This is a genomic window from Salegentibacter maritimus (assembly GCF_016236915.1).
Classification (GTDB): domain Bacteria; phylum Bacteroidota; class Bacteroidia; order Flavobacteriales; family Flavobacteriaceae; genus Salegentibacter; species Salegentibacter maritimus.
The window spans coordinates 16,520-33,961 of sequence record NZ_JAEHOK010000009.1 but is presented as its reverse complement, the minus strand read 5'-3'; the positions used below and the strand labels follow the sequence as shown (position 1 = coordinate 33,961).

The window sequence follows — 17,442 nt, the reverse complement described above, 5'->3', positions numbered from 1 at the left end:
TAACATAATTATATGTAAAAAGCGATCTGAAGTCAATTTACGCGTTATTATTTCAGATCGCTTTTTTATTTAGGACTACCTTCAGCCCACCCCGGGTTTCTTTTAAATTTTCGTAATTTTGCATCCGTTTATCCGACTTTAATTCGGAAAGAATATCAATTTTAGATGTATGAAAAAGAAAGTGGTTGTAGGTTTATCGGGAGGAGTAGATTCCAGTGTGTCAGCATATCTTTTACAACAACAGGGTTATGAGGTAATTGGCCTGTTTATGAAAAACTGGCACGACGACTCGGTAACAATTTCTGATGAATGTCCCTGGCTAGACGATAGTAATGATGCTATGATGGTTGCCGATAAGCTTGGTATACCATTTCAAACGGTAGATCTTAGCGAAGAATACAAAGAACGTATTGTTGATTATATGTTCAACGAATATGAGCGTGGCCGTACTCCAAATCCTGATGTTTTATGTAATCGTGAGATAAAGTTTGATGTTTTTATGAAAATTGCGCTCAATCTGGGAGCCGATTATGTGGCTACAGGCCATTATTGCCGAAAAGGGGAAATTCACAAAAACGGGGAAACCGTGTACCAACTACTTTCAGGTAAAGACAATAACAAAGACCAGTCTTACTTTCTCTGTCAGTTAACCCAGGAGCAGCTTTCAAAAACATTATTTCCTATTGGAGAATTACAAAAAGCTGAAGTGCGCAAAATTGCTTCAGAGCAAAACCTGGTAACTGCCGATAAAAAAGACTCACAAGGCCTTTGTTTTATAGGAAAAGTTAGACTGCCCGATTTTCTTCAGCAAAAACTACAACCTAAGGAAGGTAAAATAATAGAAATTGAGGCCGAAAAAGAATTATACGCTTCTGAAACTCCCAATTTCAGCAATAAAAGAGAGGAATTGGATTACATGGTTAAAAAGTATGAATATACTCCATCTGACGGAAAGATTGTAGGTAAACACCAGGGAGCACACTATTTCACCAAGGGGCAACGTAAAGGTCTTGCCGTAGGCGGTACGCCCGAACCGCTTTTTGTAATTGATACCGATGTTGTAGAAAACGTAATCTATACCGGACAGGGAAAAAACCACCCTGGAATATACAGAAAGGGACTCTTTATTCAGCAAGACGAGGTACATTGGGTACGTAAAGATCTTGCATTAAATACAGAGGAAAGCTTAAAAGTGCAGGCTAGAATTCGCTATCGCCAACCTTTACAGGAAGCTACCTTACACCAAACCGAAAACGGAATGTATGTGATTTTCGATGATCCCCAGGCTTCCATTACCGAAGGGCAATTTGTAGCCTGGTACGAAGGTGAAGAGTTATTAGGTTCGGGGGTTATTTCTTAAATTCGAAAAAAATTTAAGTAAATGTCCAAAAATAGAATCACACAGCTTTTTAATATTCAATACCCACTAATACAGGCCGGAATGGTTTGGGCGAGTGGTTGGAAACTTGCCAGTGCCGTGAGCAATGCCGGTGGTCTTGGTATTATTGGCGCAGGCTCTATGTATCCCGAAATCCTTAAAGAGCATATTGAAAAGTGCAAAAAAGCAACCCAAAAGCCATTTGCGGTAAACGTTCCCCTTCTTTATCCTGATATAGACAAGATCATGGAAATAATTATTGAAGAGAAGGTAGAAATCGTTTTTACTTCAGCCGGGAATCCTAAAACCTGGACGAAATATCTGCAGGAACATGGCACTAAAGTGGTTCATGTGGTAAGCAGCATAAAATTTGCCCTAAAATCTCAGGAAGCCGGCGTAGATGCTGTGGTTGCTGAAGGTTTTGAAGCAGGCGGACATAATGGTATGGACGAAACCACCACTTTCACCTTAATCCCAATGGTAAAAGAAAAAATTAGCATTCCCTTAATCGCCGCAGGCGGGATCGCTACCGGGCAGGGAATGCTGGCCGCGATGGTTTTGGGGGCAGATGCCGTACAAATTGGTAGCCGATTTGTTGCCAGCCCCGAGGCTTCTTCCCATACTAATTTTAAAGAAATGGTGGTAAAAGCCCAGGAAGGCGACACCAAACTTACACTTAAAGAACTCGCCCCCGTAAGGCTTCTAAAAAATAAGTTCTTTAATGATGTTCAGGAATTATACACTAAAAATCCTACCAAAAAACAGCTTATTGAGTTACTGGGACGAGCCAGGGCTAAAAAAGGAATGTTTGAAGGCGACCTGGAAGAAGGAGAGCTTGAAATTGGTCAGGTTTCAGGCTTAATTCACGAGATAAAACCTGCTGCTGAAATTGTAAAAGAGATCATGCAAGACTTCGAAACAGCTAAAAAAGCAGTTGCTGCACTCTAAGTATAATTATACCTTAGCCCTTATCAAAAAAGGCTAAGGCAGTGTTTTTAAAGTTTTTATTTGTAAAAAGAATCTTAAGTTTTATGAATATTTAAAGCTAATAAGCTTTTCCATCTCTGGATGTAAACTCTGCAATACCGGGCATGTTTTTGCTGTATTTTCCAGTGTTTTACATATTTTTTCAGGATAGCTTTCTGAGAAATTAATTACAATTTCCACTTTTGAAATTCGCCTGGGATCGGCTGCCATGGTCTTAGTTACCTCAGCCGTAGTTCCATTTAAGTTTACATCAATAGCTTCGGCCTTAATTCCCATAACGGTAAGCATACAACTTGCCAGGGCAGTCGCAACTGAATCGGTTGGTGAAAATGCCTCGCCCTTCCCGTGATTATCTACAGGGGCATCTGTAATTATTTTGGCGCCACTTTTAAGGTGTTCAGATTCGGTTCTTAAATTTCCTGTATAAATAACTTTACTGGTCATTAGCAACGTTTAAATGAAGTTCTTCATCTATACTCATAATATACACGGCATCATTGTAAAATCCGCCATTGCGTTTAGGGGTATAATGAAATTTATTTTCGTGATATTCGGTAAATCCGGTATACTTCTCAAACGAATCATAAAGATTATCGGCTGAAGCCAATCGTAACAATACGTCTAAAGTAAGATCGTAGCCTCTAACTACGTATTGACTGGGCACCATATTAAATTTCTCCTGATACTCTTCAATAAATTCTTCCGGTACCATGGCATTATACTGTTTGTCTACCGATGGATAATGAAAATTAAGTCGGCCCAAATGCTGATTATCGATAATATCATCTTCAAAAGCATTGTTTTTATTGGTAGTAAATAAGGTAATTTCATGCTCCCTTGCCAAACGGTTTAATGCTGAAGTGGCACTGCTTATCAAACCAATATTAGAAGACTCCAGGATTACCCAGTTTTCCATACTTCCAGATAACAAACCTTTAATTTTATCGGCCCCCAAATAGGCTTCAGAAGGCAAAATCACTCTGGAATTTGGTAAAATTTGGGTAAGTTCATTCTTCACCTGGTTATGTGCAGCATCTGCAATAATAATCACATTTTTACCAACGGCATTTTGCTTTAGGTAATCGAACATCCCTTTTTTAAGTATCTCATCTGTGGGACGCGACTGAAATAAGTTTTGATAAGACCTCATTTCCCTATTGGACAAAGGACTAATTACAGGAACATTATATTGAGTTAAACGAGAAGCTGCCGCTTCAGTCGTGTTTTGTAATAAAGGTCCAATTACCGCATCTACATTTCTAAAATCATGCGAGGCAATTATATTGGTAACTTCCTGAACATTTCTTCTTGTATCGTAAGTTTTTAATCGGGTAGAAATACCATAACTTTTAGCTTTCTCTACTGCCATACGAACCCCGCTGTAAAAGTCTAAAGAGATTCGTAACACACGATCGTCTAAAATAGCATCCTCATAGCTTGAAATAGATTCCTCATCTATCTGGTTAAGGTTGTAGGGCAATAAAACAACCAGTTCTTTCGTATTGAAATTGCTCAACTTGTTTGAAAGATCTATTCTGTTGCCGGCATTTTCATTATCTGAAGCATCGGCCAAATCATCGTTACTACCGGGGACATTCTCACTATCATCGGTATTGGGAACTTTTAGAACCATCCCTATTTTTAGTCCGTCCTCCAAAGCAGGGTTTAAAGAAATCAATGAATCCTGGGAAACATCAAATTTTTGGGAAAGTCCGAATAAAGTTTCTTTAGGTTTTACTTCATAAAATTCAAAAACCTCATCGGTTAAAATTACCGGTTCGTCCAGTACATCGGTACCAACGCGAATCATAACGCCCGGTTTAAGTACATCTACTTTAGGGTTTAACTCTTCCAGCTCTTTTACAGTTATCCCATATTTACGGGCTATCCCATATTTGGTTTCTTTAGGCAAAACCACGTGTTCCCTGGTCTCCCGGGTTTCCTGATCGTTACCTTTAGGAATATCAAGCTGTTTCGTAGAAGATAATTCTGTATTACCGGATCCTTTTTTAGGTTGCGGAATTAAAATCTCTTCCCCACGCTGTAATTCTTCGGCATAAAGGTGTTTATTATACCTTTTAATTTCATCTATCTCAACATTATAATCTTTAGAAAGCCTGTATAGTGTTTCCTTTCTTTTTACCGTATGGGTTATAAACTGAATATCTTCGCTTTCAGTTGAAACCTTCTCCTTACTGCTATTTAAAGGGATTACCAGTTTTGAAGATATCTCTAAGCTACCTTTTGCATCGGGGTTGTATTTATAGATGGCTTCTTCCGAAATATTGTAGGCCTTTGCGATACTGTAAACAGTCTCTCCGGCCTTTACCGTATGGTATTTATATTCCTGGGCCGAGGCCGTAAAACCGGACAGCTGAAATAAAAAACAAACTATTAAAAGGTATTTCATTTTATTTGGTTTAATCCCACAATAAGACTTTGTTACCCGGTGCCTATAGCTTAAAAAAATAGTTGCAGGCACCGGGAATTATGACTTAAGATCAAATTTTATTCCCACTCTATGGTAGCCGGTGGTTTTGAACTAATATCATATACTACTCTATTAACGCCTTTAACCCGATTTATTATAGTATTAGAGGTTTTTTGTAGAAATTCATAAGGTAGATTTACCCAATCTGCCGTCATACCATCGGTAGATTCTACGGCCCTTAAGGCTACAACTTTTTCGTAAGTACGTTCATCTCCCATTACCCCTACAGAGCTTACCGGTAATAAAATAGCACCGGCCTGCCATACTTTATCATATAACATCCAGTCTCTTAAGCCCTGAATAAATATATGATCTACTTCCTGTAAAATACGAACTTTTTCAGCGGTAATATCGCCAAGGATTCTAATAGCCAGTCCAGGCCCCGGAAACGGATGTCTTCCTAATAACTCGTCGGCAATTCCCATTTCGGCACCTACTCTTCGAACTTCGTCTTTAAAAAGCATTTTTAGAGGCTCTACGATCTTTAATTTCATAAAGTCTGGTAATCCACCTACATTATGATGCGATTTAATAGTTGCTGAAGGCCCACCATTTACCGAAACAGATTCAATAACATCTGGGTATATAGTTCCCTGGGCGAGCCAGGTTACATCTTTTATTTTATGTGCCTCATCGTCAAAAACTTCAATAAAGGCATTTCCAATTGCTTTTCTCTTTTTTTCAGGATCGCTTATCCCTGCCAGGGCATCTAAAAATCGTGTAGAAGCATCTACTCCTTTCACGTTTAAGCCCATATCTTTGTATTGGTCTAAAACGCTTTCAAATTCACCTTTTCTAAGCAAGCCGTTATTTACAAAAATACAATACAGGTTCTTACCTATGGCTTTATGCAATAAAACTGCAGCTACACTGGAGTCTACACCACCACTTAGACCTAAAACCACTTTATCGTCTCCTATCTTTTCTTTTAATTCTGAAACCGTGAGATCCACAAATTTACCCGGAGTCCAGGTTTGCGCTACCTCAGCAATTTTCACCAAAAAGTTTTCCAGCAGTTGTTTCCCATCGGTAGAATGATAAACTTCCGGATGAAACTGAATACCATAAGTTTGTTCTCCTTCAATTCGGTAAGCTGCGTTTAAAACATCTGTGGTACTGGCAATTCGCACACTGTTAGAAGGTAGTTCCTTTATGGTATCGCTATGGCTCATCCAAACCTGGGAATTTTCCATAATCCCGTCGAACAAGGTTTCACCATCTTTTATTACCGAAAGATTTGCCCTTCCATATTCGCGCGTTTCAGAAGCCTCTACTTTTCCACCATGGAAATGCGCAAAGTATTGTGCACCATAACAAACAGCCAGTATTGGCAGTTTTCCGCGAATTTTAGATAAATCGGGATGCGGGGCATCTTCTCCCCGAACCGAAAACGGACTCCCGGAAAGGATTACCGCTTTAAAGCTCGAAATATCATCTGGAATTTTATTAAAAGGAACAATTTCGCAGTAAATATTGAGTTCTCTCACACGCCTTGCAATGAGTTGCGTGTACTGCGAGCCGAAGTCTAAAATGAGTACGTTTTTTTGCATAGGCAAAAGTAAGAATTTGACGCAAAAATAAAATACCCTATACGTTTATTTTCTATCTTTATCGGAAATAAAATCTTACAATATGAAATATATTAGTGCTATAGTGTTTTCTATTGCCATAGTTATTGCTGCCTGGTTTCTAGGCGAAGCTTATGTTAGCAGGGCCAATCCAGATGGAGTAATCTCGGTAACCGGTTCAGGTAGTGAGAATTTCACCTCAGACCTTATTGTTTGGGAGGGAAGGTTTAGCCGTGTAAGCCCTAATCTTGAAAAGGCCTACAACGACCTAAACACTGACAAAGAAACAGTACGCAATTACCTTATAAACAAAGGTATTAAGGAAAGTAATATCGTCTTTAATTCGGTACAAACATCTGAACAGCGGGAGAACCAATACCAGAATGGAAATTATGTAGGCAGTATCTTCCAGGGCTATCAACTTACCCAACCTGTAAAGATTGAGTCATCAGATGTAGAACTTGTAGAAGAGGTTTCACGGGAAATCACCGAACTTTTAAATAAAGGGGTACAATTTAACTCCACCCCACCCAGATACTATTATACCAAGCTCGCCGATCTAAAAATTGAAATGATCTCGAAAGCTACCGAAGATGCACGACTACGAGCAGAAAAAATAGCCAAAAATAGCGGCGGGAATCTTGGAGAGTTAAAAAATGCCAATATGGGGGTTTTTCAAATCACCGGTCAAAACAGCGGAGAAGATTATTCCTGGAGCGGTGCTTATAATACCGCCGATAAGAAAAAAACCGCATCTATTACTATGCGGTTAAACTATGAAATTGATTAAATATTAAGACCTCACCGGTAAAAAAACCTGTGAGGTCTATACTTTCTTAATCCAAATATTATCTTTTATCGTAATCCTGAATTGATTTCAGAGCCTGCTCCAAAATTTATTCGGAGCTCTTAACACCATTGAAATCAATAACTACTAGAAGCTTAAACGAGCCTTCCTGAACTGAACTTACGGGCAGGTTTAGCTTAACATAGATGGAGGTTCTAACTATTCCAAAGTATCTAAAATCATATCTATATCTTCTTCAGTAGTATCGGGATTAATAAAACAAAAACGAATCACGGTTTCTTTTTTCCAGGTAGTTGGCGTTACTAATGCCAGGCCTTCCCTATGGTTTTTATAGGTCCAATCCCTATACTCGTCAGGACTCCAGCCCTTTCTTCTAAATAAAACCACCGATAAACTTGCCGGCCTTACCAATTCCAGGTTTTCACGATTTGCAATCTTTTTTTCAGCAATTTGTGCCAAAGAGATTCCGGTTTCAATGGCTTCCCGGTATTTATTGGTTCCGTGCATTGCTAAAGAAAACCAAAGTGGCATCCCCCGAACCCTTCTTGTTAACTGAATTTGATAATCGGCCGGGTTAAAGCCCTGGGCTCCTTCATCTTTAAAAATTTCCAGATAAGCACCTTTCTGTGAATGCGCTTTTTTTGCCAGTTCCAAATCTTTATAGATAACCGCCCCACAATCGTAAGGAGAGAACAGCCATTTATGCGGATCTATAGTAATACTATCTGCACGCTCTACCCCATTAAACAAATGTCTTACCGAAGGAGCAGCCAAAGCACCACCACCATAAGCACAATCTACGTGAAACCATACATTTTCCTTTTCACATATATCGGCAATGGTATCTAATTCGTCTATAATTCCCGCATTAGTTGTACCACCGGTAGCAACTACGGCAAAAAGCCGACTTCTATCCTTTGCTTCCAGTTCGTTTATGGCATTTTGTAACTCACGCCCACTAAGATTCTCTTCTTCGCAATCTATCATTACCACATCGGCATCAATAACTTTTGCCATAGCCTGTATAGAGCTATGTGCCCCATGGGAAGTTAACATTAAAGCTTTTTTACCTACGTTTTGGCTATCCCGGTTGCGCCAGTTTTCACGGGCCGCCACCATGGCCGATAGGTTTGCAGCAGTACCACCACTGGTAAATACCCCAAAAGCACCTTCTGGTAAACCGGTAAGCGAAACCAACCATTTCATCGCCTGGTTTTCACAAAAAATTCCGCCGGCACCTTCCATCCAGTAAGCTCCATGAATACTGGAAGCCGAAGTCACCAAATCGAACATAATAGCTGCCCGGGTTGGAGCTGCAGGTACAAAGGCCAAGTGCCTGGGATGGTCTATTGGCACCGTGGCTTTAACCAAAACATCACGAAAGAGTTGCAAGGCATTCTCCCCACCAATTCCTTCGGCAGTTACGGTTTCACCAACCATATTAAACAATTCGGTTTCACTCTTAGGTGCCCCCATTTCGGGGCTAAGGTTAGAGATACGGTCTATGGTATACTTCATAACGTCTAGCGTCATTTCTACCAAATCCATATCTATGGTATGCATTTTATTTGTTTTCAAAAGTCAAAATTTTAAATTCCGCCTGTAACGGGTCTAATTCTTTTAATAATACCGAAATCAAATCGGGGCCGTAAGCGGCATAGATTTCAGAAAAGTTAGTTTGTCGTTCCTGTAAATTTTTATTCGGGAAAAGTTCATTTTGTAGTTCGGCTATTCTACTTACCTCATCTTTTAACTTACGCTTTTGCGCTTTTAAAAGACGTTTTTCTAAATTATCCAGGCCTTTTAATTGCTTTACTTCCTGTGCTTTTACAGCTCCCAAAAAAGATTTATCGGTTTTTTCGGCTAAATCGTACATTTCTTGAAATTGAGCCACCAAATGCTCTTTTTGTGATGAAAAGTCAATTTCTATATTCGATATTTGCCGCACTTTTCTATTGATAAGCTCGTGTTGCTTCAAAAATAGTTCCTTACTGGAAACATTTAACTTCCTACGCTTTTCATCTAGTTTCCCCGATTGAATTAAAGCCGAATTCCGAAGTAATAAAACTGGAAATACCACTTTTTCAGATTTAAAATATTCCTTTAATTCCAACCAATAGGCAAGCTCTCCTCCCCCACCAATATAACAAAGGTTAGGTAAAATCACTTCCTGGTATAAAGGTCTAAGCATTACATTGGGACTAAACCTCTCGGGAAAATTCTTTAATTCTTCCAGGATTTCAGTTTTTGTCCACTGTATTTCTGTATCGTGCACAAAATAGGCACCATGTCGCGCTATAATCCTTTCCCGCAAGCCCTGGTTTAAGTAAAATAAATTGATTTCCCTGGGATTTACCTGAACATTATAACCTAACTCATTTAGCTTCTCAGCAGTTTTAGTAGTGGTTTTATACGAATCTTGTGCTAAAAGTTCATTTTCGGCATAGGGGATAAAAAGCTCCTTCAGTTCTTTTTGTTGTGCATCTATAATCACCAGGCCTTCTTCCTTAAAGAGTTGGTTAGCCAGGTATAAAGTGGCTTCAGCCAAATTATCGTGCTGCAGGTAAGCTTTCTCAAATAATTCCCTGAGAAAATCGGCATTCTTCCCACCCCCAATTTCTGCCGAAAAAAGTTTAAAAACATCTTCCAGGCCTTCGGTGGTTAAATTTCCTACTGCATCTTCCCCGGCATTTTTAGGCGCATTGGCCCACTGAAATTTTTTCCCGTTTAAATTAAAAAAATTGATCTCCTCAAAATCGTGGTCCTCGGTCGCCATCCAGTATACCGGCACAAAATTATAATCGGGATAGGCTTCTTTTAATTTCCGGGTAAGATTAATGGTAGAAACGATCTTGTATAAAAAATAAAGCGGACCGGTAAATAAATTTAGCTGATGCCCGGTCACCACCGTAAAGCTAGCTTCTTCTTCCAGAGATTCGATATGCTGCAAAGTGGCTTTCGAAGTTTCCAGCCCATCATATTGTTGCTTGAGGGCTTTTACAAGAACCTTCCTGTTTTCTTTTGGAAAAGAAGACTTTTCTACTAGTTGTTCCTTAAAATTCTCCAGTTTAGGAAAACGGTTATAGAAGTCTTTTAACTCTTCCTTTTCCTCCAGATAATCTGTAATAAGCTTTGTAAAATAATTAGTTTCTTTATAAGGAATACATTCGGTTGGCATTAGCACATTTTTGGATGGCAAAGATACCGAAGTTAAGAATTTTATTCGCTAATTTTTAGTTAATTTGGCCTTAGATACTGTTTTTACTCGATTATTGATGATATATAATCAAACGTCAAGCTGAACTTGTTTCAGCTTCTAATAAGTTTTAAATTCTAATTCCTTAGACCCTGAAATAAATTCAGGGTGACGTATAAAATAGATTTTTAGAATATTACAATGATTCATCTTTAAAATCAACTAATGAAATCAACTTTACTTTTTGCTGTCTTTCTTTTTTTAGGTGTACAAATTCAGGCACAATTGCAAAGTCCAGAAGAATTTCTGGGCTATAAAATTGGAGAGCAATTCTCCCGTCACGCCGATGTGGTAGATTATTTTGATCACGTTGCTAAAAATTCTCCCCTGGTACAATACCATACCTATGGAAAAACCAATGAACGCCGCCCACTTATCTATGCGATTATTTCTTCGGAAGAAAATTTAAAAAATCTGGAAGAGATTAGAAAAAATCATCTTGGAAACACCGGCATTGCTAAAACTGAAACCAAAGCCGAGAAGGCTATTGTTTGGTTAAGTTACAATGTACACGGCAATGAGGCTTCCAGTACCGAAGCCGCTATAAAAACCCTGTACGAACTCATTACCCAAAAACAGGATTACCTGCAAAATACGGTGATAATTATGGACCCCAGTGTAAATCCCGATGGTCGCGACAGGTATGTAAATTGGTACAACCAGGTAAAATCCGAACCTTACAGCCCCTTACAGGCAGCCGCCGAACATCATGAACCCTGGCCCGGCGGGAGACCCAATCACTATTTATTTGATCTTAACCGCGATTGGGCCTGGGCCACGCAGGTGGAAACGCAGCAACGCCTTAAAATTTATAACCGGTGGATGCCCCATATTCACGTAGATTTTCACGAACAGGGTATTAACGATCCTTATTACTTCGCTCCGGCCGCAGAACCCTTTCACGAAATTATCACTCCTTTCCAAAAAGATTTTCAAACCGAAATTGGAAAGAATCACGCTAAATATTTTGATGAGGAAGGCTGGTTATTTTTTACCAAAGAGCGCTTTGATTTACTCTACCCAAGTTATGGAGACACCTACCCTACCTATATGGGAGCTATTGGTATGACCTACGAACAGGCCGGCCACGGACGCGCCGGGTTGGGGATTAATACCGACGAAGCTTACGAACTCACTTTAAAAGACCGGGTAGCACACCACCACACTACGGGACTTTCTACCATAGAAATTGCCAGCAAAAACACCCAGGCTTTAAATTCTGAATTCAAAAAGTACTTTAATAATGAGGATTTAGAATATAAATCTTACGCTGTAAAGGGAAACCCCGATAAGATTGCTTCGCTTAAAAAATTACTGGACAGGCACGAAATCAGCTATAAAAACGCAAGCAGCGAAAATATTAGAGGTTTTAATTATTCTGAAGCTAAAAAAGGCAATTTAAAAGCCGATGAAAACACACTTGTAATTAGCACACAACAGCCTAAAGGAAAAATGGTAAACGTACTTTTTGAGCCTACCACCAGGCTAAGCGATTCTTTAACATACGATATTACCGCCTGGAGCCTGCCTTATGCTTACGGCCTGGAAGCCATAGCCGCTACAGGAACTATTGAAACAAAAGCAAATTCTGAAGTTTCTGAAATTAAAAATACCGCAAAGCCTTCAGGTGCCGGTTATATTTCTAAATGGAACGCCATTCAGGACGCTCAATTTTTAGCCGAATTGTTAAAAGAAGGTATAAAAGTGCGCTTTACCGAAGTAGCTTTTTCTATTGAAGATAAGAAGTTTGATCGCGGTAGTTTAATTATCACTAAAAGCGATAATAAAGCTCATACAGATTTTGACAAAACGTTAATTAAAATAGCCAATAAACACCAACGTGAGCTCGTAGCAGCAAATACCAGTTTTGCCGGTAGTGGCCCCGATTTTGGATCGCCTAAAATGAAACTAATCAATGCACCAAAAGTGGCTGTTTTAAAAGGCGAAGGAATTTCTTCATTAAATTATGGGGAAATCTGGCATTTTTTTGAGCAAAACCTTAACTACCCGCTAACCTCCATAAACACCAATTATTTTAAAAGTATAGACCTGGCACAGTTTGATGTTTTAATACTACCGGAAGCTAATTACAACAGTATTTTAAATGAAAATACTTTAAAACAAGTAAAAGATTGGGTTAGCAATGGCGGTAAGCTTATTGCCATAGGGCGCGCTGTTGGATTTTTTGCTGCAAACAAAGATTTTAACCTAAAGCACAATAAACCAACTTCAAAAGATACTACCAAAGTTGAGAGTTTAATTCCTTATGCTGAAAGCGAGCGAGAAGCTATAAAAAATATGATTACGGGAAGTATTATAAAAACCAAACTGGACAAGACCCACCCTATGGCTTTTGGCTACAACGACACATATTTTAGCTTGAAGTTGAGCAACAGTAGTTATAAATTCCTGGAAAATGGCTATAACGTAGGCTATATACAGCAACCGGAAATAATTGCAGGCTTTGCAGGAAGTTCAGCGGTTAAGAACCTTGAAAATTCCCTGGTTTTTGGAGAAGAAAGAATGGGTAGCGGAAGCATTATTTATATGGTAGATAATCCATTATTCCGTGCTTTTTGGGAGAATGGGAAATTGTTCTTTGCTAATTCAGTTTTCTTTGTAAACAATAATAAGTTCAGACTTTATGCCGCGAATGCACGAACAATTTTATTGGCACCACCAAAGGCTGTAATACCCCGGTGCTTGCCTCAAAATTAAAAATTTTTTCTTAACAAATGCCTCGTGGGCTTGCCCCGAGGTAGTTTACTGACTTATCCTACGAGGTTTAAAGAAACCTCGTAGGTATTTTTCTTCAAGAAACTCTTTTTTACCACAAATCCACTAATTCATTCTACACTTATTTTGGGGTTATTAAGCTAAAATTTAAAGTGAACTACGTAGGAACAAGTCCACTAAGCATTTTATGAGAAAAACATTTTGATTAGAGACAAGCCTACGAGCATTTAAATCTCGATTATCGAGTAAACAACAAACCACAAACGCTAAACAGTAGTGTAATTCCCAACGAAAGATTGCAGGGATCTTTAAAAACAGGTCTCGCAATTACAAATCTAATATTCGTGTATTCTTGGCAATCTTTAGACCTCCAATGATTTAATTCTGAAACAATCGAAATAAATACTAATTTTGAGTAGCTAAAACTTCAATTGAATGAAATTCAAAATTATACTTTTACTGCTTTGTAGCTTTGCTATTACTCAAAATATTCAATCTCAGGAATCAACAAATTTCAATGTAGATTTTGAAACTTTTACATTAGAAAATGGCTTAAATGTCATTTTTCATATAGATAAATCAGATCCCGTGGTGGCTTTAGCACTTACTGCTCACGTAGGTTCTGCCCGGGAAAAAGAAGGACGAACAGGCTTTGCCCACCTCTTTGAGCATTTATTGTTTTTAGAGTCTGAGAACCTTGGAAAAGGCGGGCTCGATAAATTAAGTGCCAGAATTGGAGGTTCGGGAGCCAATGGCTCTACCAGCCGTGATCGTACCAATTATTTTCAAACCGTACCTAAAGACGCGCTGGAAAAAATGATATGGGCCGAAGCCGATAAACTGGGATATTTTATAAATACCGTTACCCAACCAGTGCTGGATAAAGAAAAGCAGGTAGTTAAAAATGAAAAGAGACAGGGTGTAGACAATCGTCCTTATGGGCATACTATGTATGTGATAGATAAAAACCTATACCCAGAAGGGCATCCCTATAGCTGGCAGGTAATTGGGTCTTTAGAAGATCTTCAAAACGCTACCTTGCAGGACGTAAAAGACTTTTATAACCGCTGGTATGTTCCAAATAATGTAAGCTTAACTATTGCGGGCGATTTTAACAGAGAGCAGGCCAAAGAATGGGTTCATAAATATTTTGATGAAATTCCGCGTGGCCCTGAAGTTGAACGCCAAGAAAAGCAAATGGTACAACTCGAGGAAACCAAAAAACTATATTATGAAGATAATTTCGCCAGGCTTCCAGAATTAACCATCGCCTGGCCCGGTGTTTATTCGTATCATGAAGATTCGTATGCCTTAGAAGTTTTGGTAAATTATTTAAGTGAAGGTAAAAATGCACCATTATACCAAAACTTAGTTGCCGAAAAAGAGCTTACAGATCGCGTAGAAATGTACAATTATACTTCAGAATTGGCAGGGCAAATAATGCTTCAGGTGACCGCTTTTAATGAGGTTGACCTAGACCTGGTGGAAAATGAAATTTTTAAAACATTAAAAAAGTTTGAAGCAGAAGGAATTCCGAAGCGAGACTTAGAGCGTATTAAAGCGCAACAGGAAACCAATTTTTACAATAGTATTTCCAGTGTTTTAGGAAAAGGCTTTCAATTGGCGCAATATCAAATTTTCGCAAACGATCCGAATTATATCAATAAAGACGTAGAAAAAATACTGGCTGTTACTGCTGAAGATGTGATGCGAGTTTATAACAAATATATAAAAGCCAAAAATTATGTAGCCACTGGTTTTGTACCGAAAGGACAAACCGAGCTGGCCCTTGACAATTCAACTGAAGCCGATGTTGCAGAAGAAAAGATTGTAGCAAATGCCGAAGAAGAGGTTAACTCTTCTAAAAAAGCCTCATACCAGAAAACCGCATCCAGTTTTGACCGCAGTATAGAGCCGCCTTATGGAAGTACACCTCAATTAACAACTCCTGATATGTGGAAAGAAATACTTCCATCCGGACTTAAACTATACGGAGTTACCAATAATGAAGTTCCTTTAGTAAAATTTAGCCTGGAAATGCAGGGCGGCCTATTGCTTGAAAATCCCAATAGAGTTGGAGTTTCAAACTTATTAGCCAATTTAATGACCAAAGGCACAAAAAATAAAACGCCTAAAGAACTGGAAGAAGCCATTCAATTGTTAGGGGCAAGCATCAGGATAGATGCGAGAGACGAAAAAATGGTTTTGAGCGGCAGTACGCTAGCCAAAAACTATCAAAAAACCATAGACCTGGTGCAGGAGATCTTACTGAAACCCCGTTGGGATGCTACCGAATTTAAACTAATAAAACAACAGGCACTTAGCCGAATACAGCGTGAACAAGCCGATCCTAACCATATTGCCGATAACGAATTTAGAAAACTTATTTATGGTGAAAAGCATATTTTAGGGCAAAATAATTTAGGAACTGAAGCTTCGGTTAAAGCTATTACTTTAGAAGATTTAAAAGATTATTATTCCGAAAATCTTTCTCCAAAACGCAGTGTTTTTCACATAGCCGGTGCGATTAAAAAAGAAGAAGCGATAAAGGGTATTCGGGGGCTTTCAGTAGCCTGGCCGCCTAAATCGGTTAAAATACCGGAAATTGCTCAACCTGAGCTTCCCGAGAAATCGCAAATTTACTTTTATGATGTTCCCGGGGCAAAACAATCGGTGATTAGGTTTGGCGCTCCGGCCCTGGCTGCTACCCACAACGATTTTTATGCAGCCCAGGTTATGAATTACCGTTTAGGCGGTGGCGGATTTGCCTCACAACTCACACAGCAATTGAGAGAAGGCAAAGGCTATACATACGGCATACGATCCAGGTTCCAGGCAGGAAAAAACACCGGTACATTTTTAATATCTACGGGTGTAAGAACCAATATTACCTACGATGCTGTTAAATTAATTAAAGAAATTATTGAAGATTATCCTTCAACTTTTAATGGGGAAGATATGGAAGTGACCCGCGGATTTATGATAAAAAGTAACGCCCGAAAATTTGAAACTTTAAATGCCAAATTAGATATGCTTAGTGAAATAAGCACCTATGGTAGAGATAAAGATTTTATACAACAGCGCGAAAAAGTAGTAAACGAACTTACCGTTATGGATATTAGGGAACTTGCCGAAAAATATATTAATCCTGAAAAAATGTACTTTTTAATTGTTGGGGATGCAGCAACCCAACTAAGCAAATTAGAAGAGCTTGGCCTGGGAAAACCAATACTGCTAAATAATACCAAAGAATAATGATTATAGCTTCTTTATTACTTGTTTTGGGCCTTGTTATTCTTATTCTTGGCGCAAATTATATGGTTGATGGTGCCTCGGCTTTGGCTAAAAGATTCAATATTTCCAATCTTGCCATAGGACTAACTATTGTAGCTTTTGGAACTTCGGCGCCCGAATTGGTAGTAAATAGTTTCGCCGCTGCAGATGGGTATGCTGATATTGTTTTTGGAAACGTGATTGGCAGTAATAATTTCAACCTTTTTATAATTCTTGGAATTACCGGGATCATCACTCCGTTAGCGGTACAATCCAGTACCGCCTGGAAAGAAATCCCTATCTCACTTATTGCCGTTATTATTTTATTTATGATGCTTAACGACCAAATTATTGCTCCCGGCCAAACAAGCATTTTAAGCAGTTTTGACGGATTTCTTTTACTTGTATGTTTCCTGGCATTTCTATTTTACGTGTATAAGCAGCTTAAAAATGATGAGGTAGCCGAAGATGAAACTATTAAAAAGCTTACTCCTCTAAAGACAGGTATTTTTATAATAGGCGGCCTTGCCGGACTCGTTCTAGGCGGACAATTGGTAGTAAATAACGCCATAGAGATTGCCGAAAATATGGGTATTAGTCAGAAGATTATTGGCCTTACCGTAGTGGCAGCCGGCACTTCCCTTCCGGAATTAGCGACTTCTGTAGTGGCAGCAACTAAGAAAAATGCCGATATAGCAGTAGGAAATATCATTGGCTCTAATATTTTCAATATTTTCCTTATTCTTTCTACCGCTTCATTAATAAGGCCCATAGAATTCAACCTTAATTTTAACCAGGACCTTTATATACTTGCCGGAGGAACCCTTTTTCTGCTTTTAGCAATGTTCACAGGAAAACGTAAACGCCTGGATAGATGGGAAGCTTTAATTTTGCTGGCATTTTACTTAAGTTATACTACGTATTTGGTGATGCAGGAATTGTAAA

General features: G+C 38.9%; 11 protein-coding genes. 6 read left to right on the top strand and 5 right to left on the bottom strand.

Features of this window, described 5'->3' with window-relative positions:
- Positions 1-169: 169 nt before the first annotated feature.
- Both mnmA and I6U49_RS08340 read left to right on the top strand, forming a co-directional pair.
- A complete protein-coding gene (mnmA, locus tag I6U49_RS08345; RefSeq protein WP_198628317.1) occupies positions 170-1,360 on the top strand; it encodes a tRNA 2-thiouridine(34) synthase MnmA in 1,191 nt (396 codons plus the stop codon).
- A gap of 21 nt (positions 1,361-1,381) precedes the next feature.
- Entirely contained in the window at positions 1,382-2,326 is a 945-nt protein-coding gene (locus tag I6U49_RS08340) for an NAD(P)H-dependent flavin oxidoreductase (RefSeq protein ID WP_198628316.1), read from the top strand.
- Between the two features lie 81 nt (positions 2,327-2,407).
- Here the strand turns inward: I6U49_RS08340 and I6U49_RS08335 are convergent, their stop codons facing one another.
- From I6U49_RS08335 to guaA, 3 genes are all read right to left on the bottom strand, one after another.
- A complete protein-coding gene (locus I6U49_RS08335; protein ID WP_198628315.1) occupies positions 2,408-2,809 on the bottom strand; it encodes an OsmC family protein in 402 nt (133 codons plus the stop codon).
- Complete coding sequence (locus tag I6U49_RS08330) at positions 2,799-4,775, bottom strand: amino acid ABC transporter substrate-binding protein (protein WP_198628314.1); 1,977 nt, start codon at positions 4,773-4,775, stop codon at positions 2,799-2,801. The genes I6U49_RS08335 and I6U49_RS08330 overlap by 11 nt, the downstream gene beginning before the upstream one ends.
- A 98-nt stretch (positions 4,776-4,873) precedes the next feature.
- Positions 4,874-6,406 carry a glutamine-hydrolyzing GMP synthase gene (guaA, locus tag I6U49_RS08325; protein WP_198628313.1) on the bottom strand — a complete coding sequence of 511 codons (1,533 nt, stop codon included), beginning with the start codon at positions 6,404-6,406 and terminating at the stop codon, positions 4,874-4,876.
- An 82-nt stretch (positions 6,407-6,488) separates the two neighbouring features.
- On the opposite strand from guaA, the gene I6U49_RS08320 reads away from it, so the two are divergent.
- Complete coding sequence (locus tag I6U49_RS08320) at positions 6,489-7,214, top strand: SIMPL domain-containing protein (RefSeq protein WP_193710934.1); 726 nt, start codon at positions 6,489-6,491, stop codon at positions 7,212-7,214.
- Between the two features lie 216 nt (positions 7,215-7,430).
- Here the strand turns inward: I6U49_RS08320 and I6U49_RS08315 are convergent, their stop codons facing one another.
- Both I6U49_RS08315 and bshC read right to left on the bottom strand, forming a co-directional pair.
- Positions 7,431-8,795 (bottom strand): pyridoxal phosphate-dependent decarboxylase family protein, encoded by a 1,365-nt coding sequence (locus I6U49_RS08315; RefSeq protein ID WP_193711238.1) that lies wholly within the window; start codon positions 8,793-8,795, stop codon positions 7,431-7,433.
- A 1-nt stretch (position 8,796) separates the two neighbouring features.
- Complete coding sequence (gene bshC, locus I6U49_RS08310) at positions 8,797-10,410, bottom strand: bacillithiol biosynthesis cysteine-adding enzyme BshC (protein WP_198628312.1); 1,614 nt, start codon at positions 10,408-10,410, stop codon at positions 8,797-8,799.
- A gap of 243 nt (positions 10,411-10,653) precedes the next feature.
- On the opposite strand from bshC, the gene I6U49_RS08305 reads away from it, so the two are divergent.
- From I6U49_RS08305 to I6U49_RS08295, 3 genes are all read left to right on the top strand, one after another.
- Entirely contained in the window at positions 10,654-13,206 is a 2,553-nt protein-coding gene (locus tag I6U49_RS08305; protein ID WP_198628311.1) for a M14 metallopeptidase family protein, read from the top strand.
- Between the two features lie 453 nt (positions 13,207-13,659).
- Positions 13,660-16,479 carry a M16 family metallopeptidase gene (locus I6U49_RS08300; protein WP_198628310.1) on the top strand — a complete coding sequence of 940 codons (2,820 nt, stop codon included), beginning with the start codon at positions 13,660-13,662 and terminating at the stop codon, positions 16,477-16,479.
- On the top strand, positions 16,479-17,441 hold the full coding sequence (locus tag I6U49_RS08295) for a calcium/sodium antiporter (protein ID WP_198628309.1): 963 nt from the start codon (positions 16,479-16,481) through the stop codon (positions 17,439-17,441). Before I6U49_RS08300 ends, I6U49_RS08295 begins: the two co-directional genes overlap by 1 nt.
- Position 17,442 lies beyond the last annotated feature (1 nt).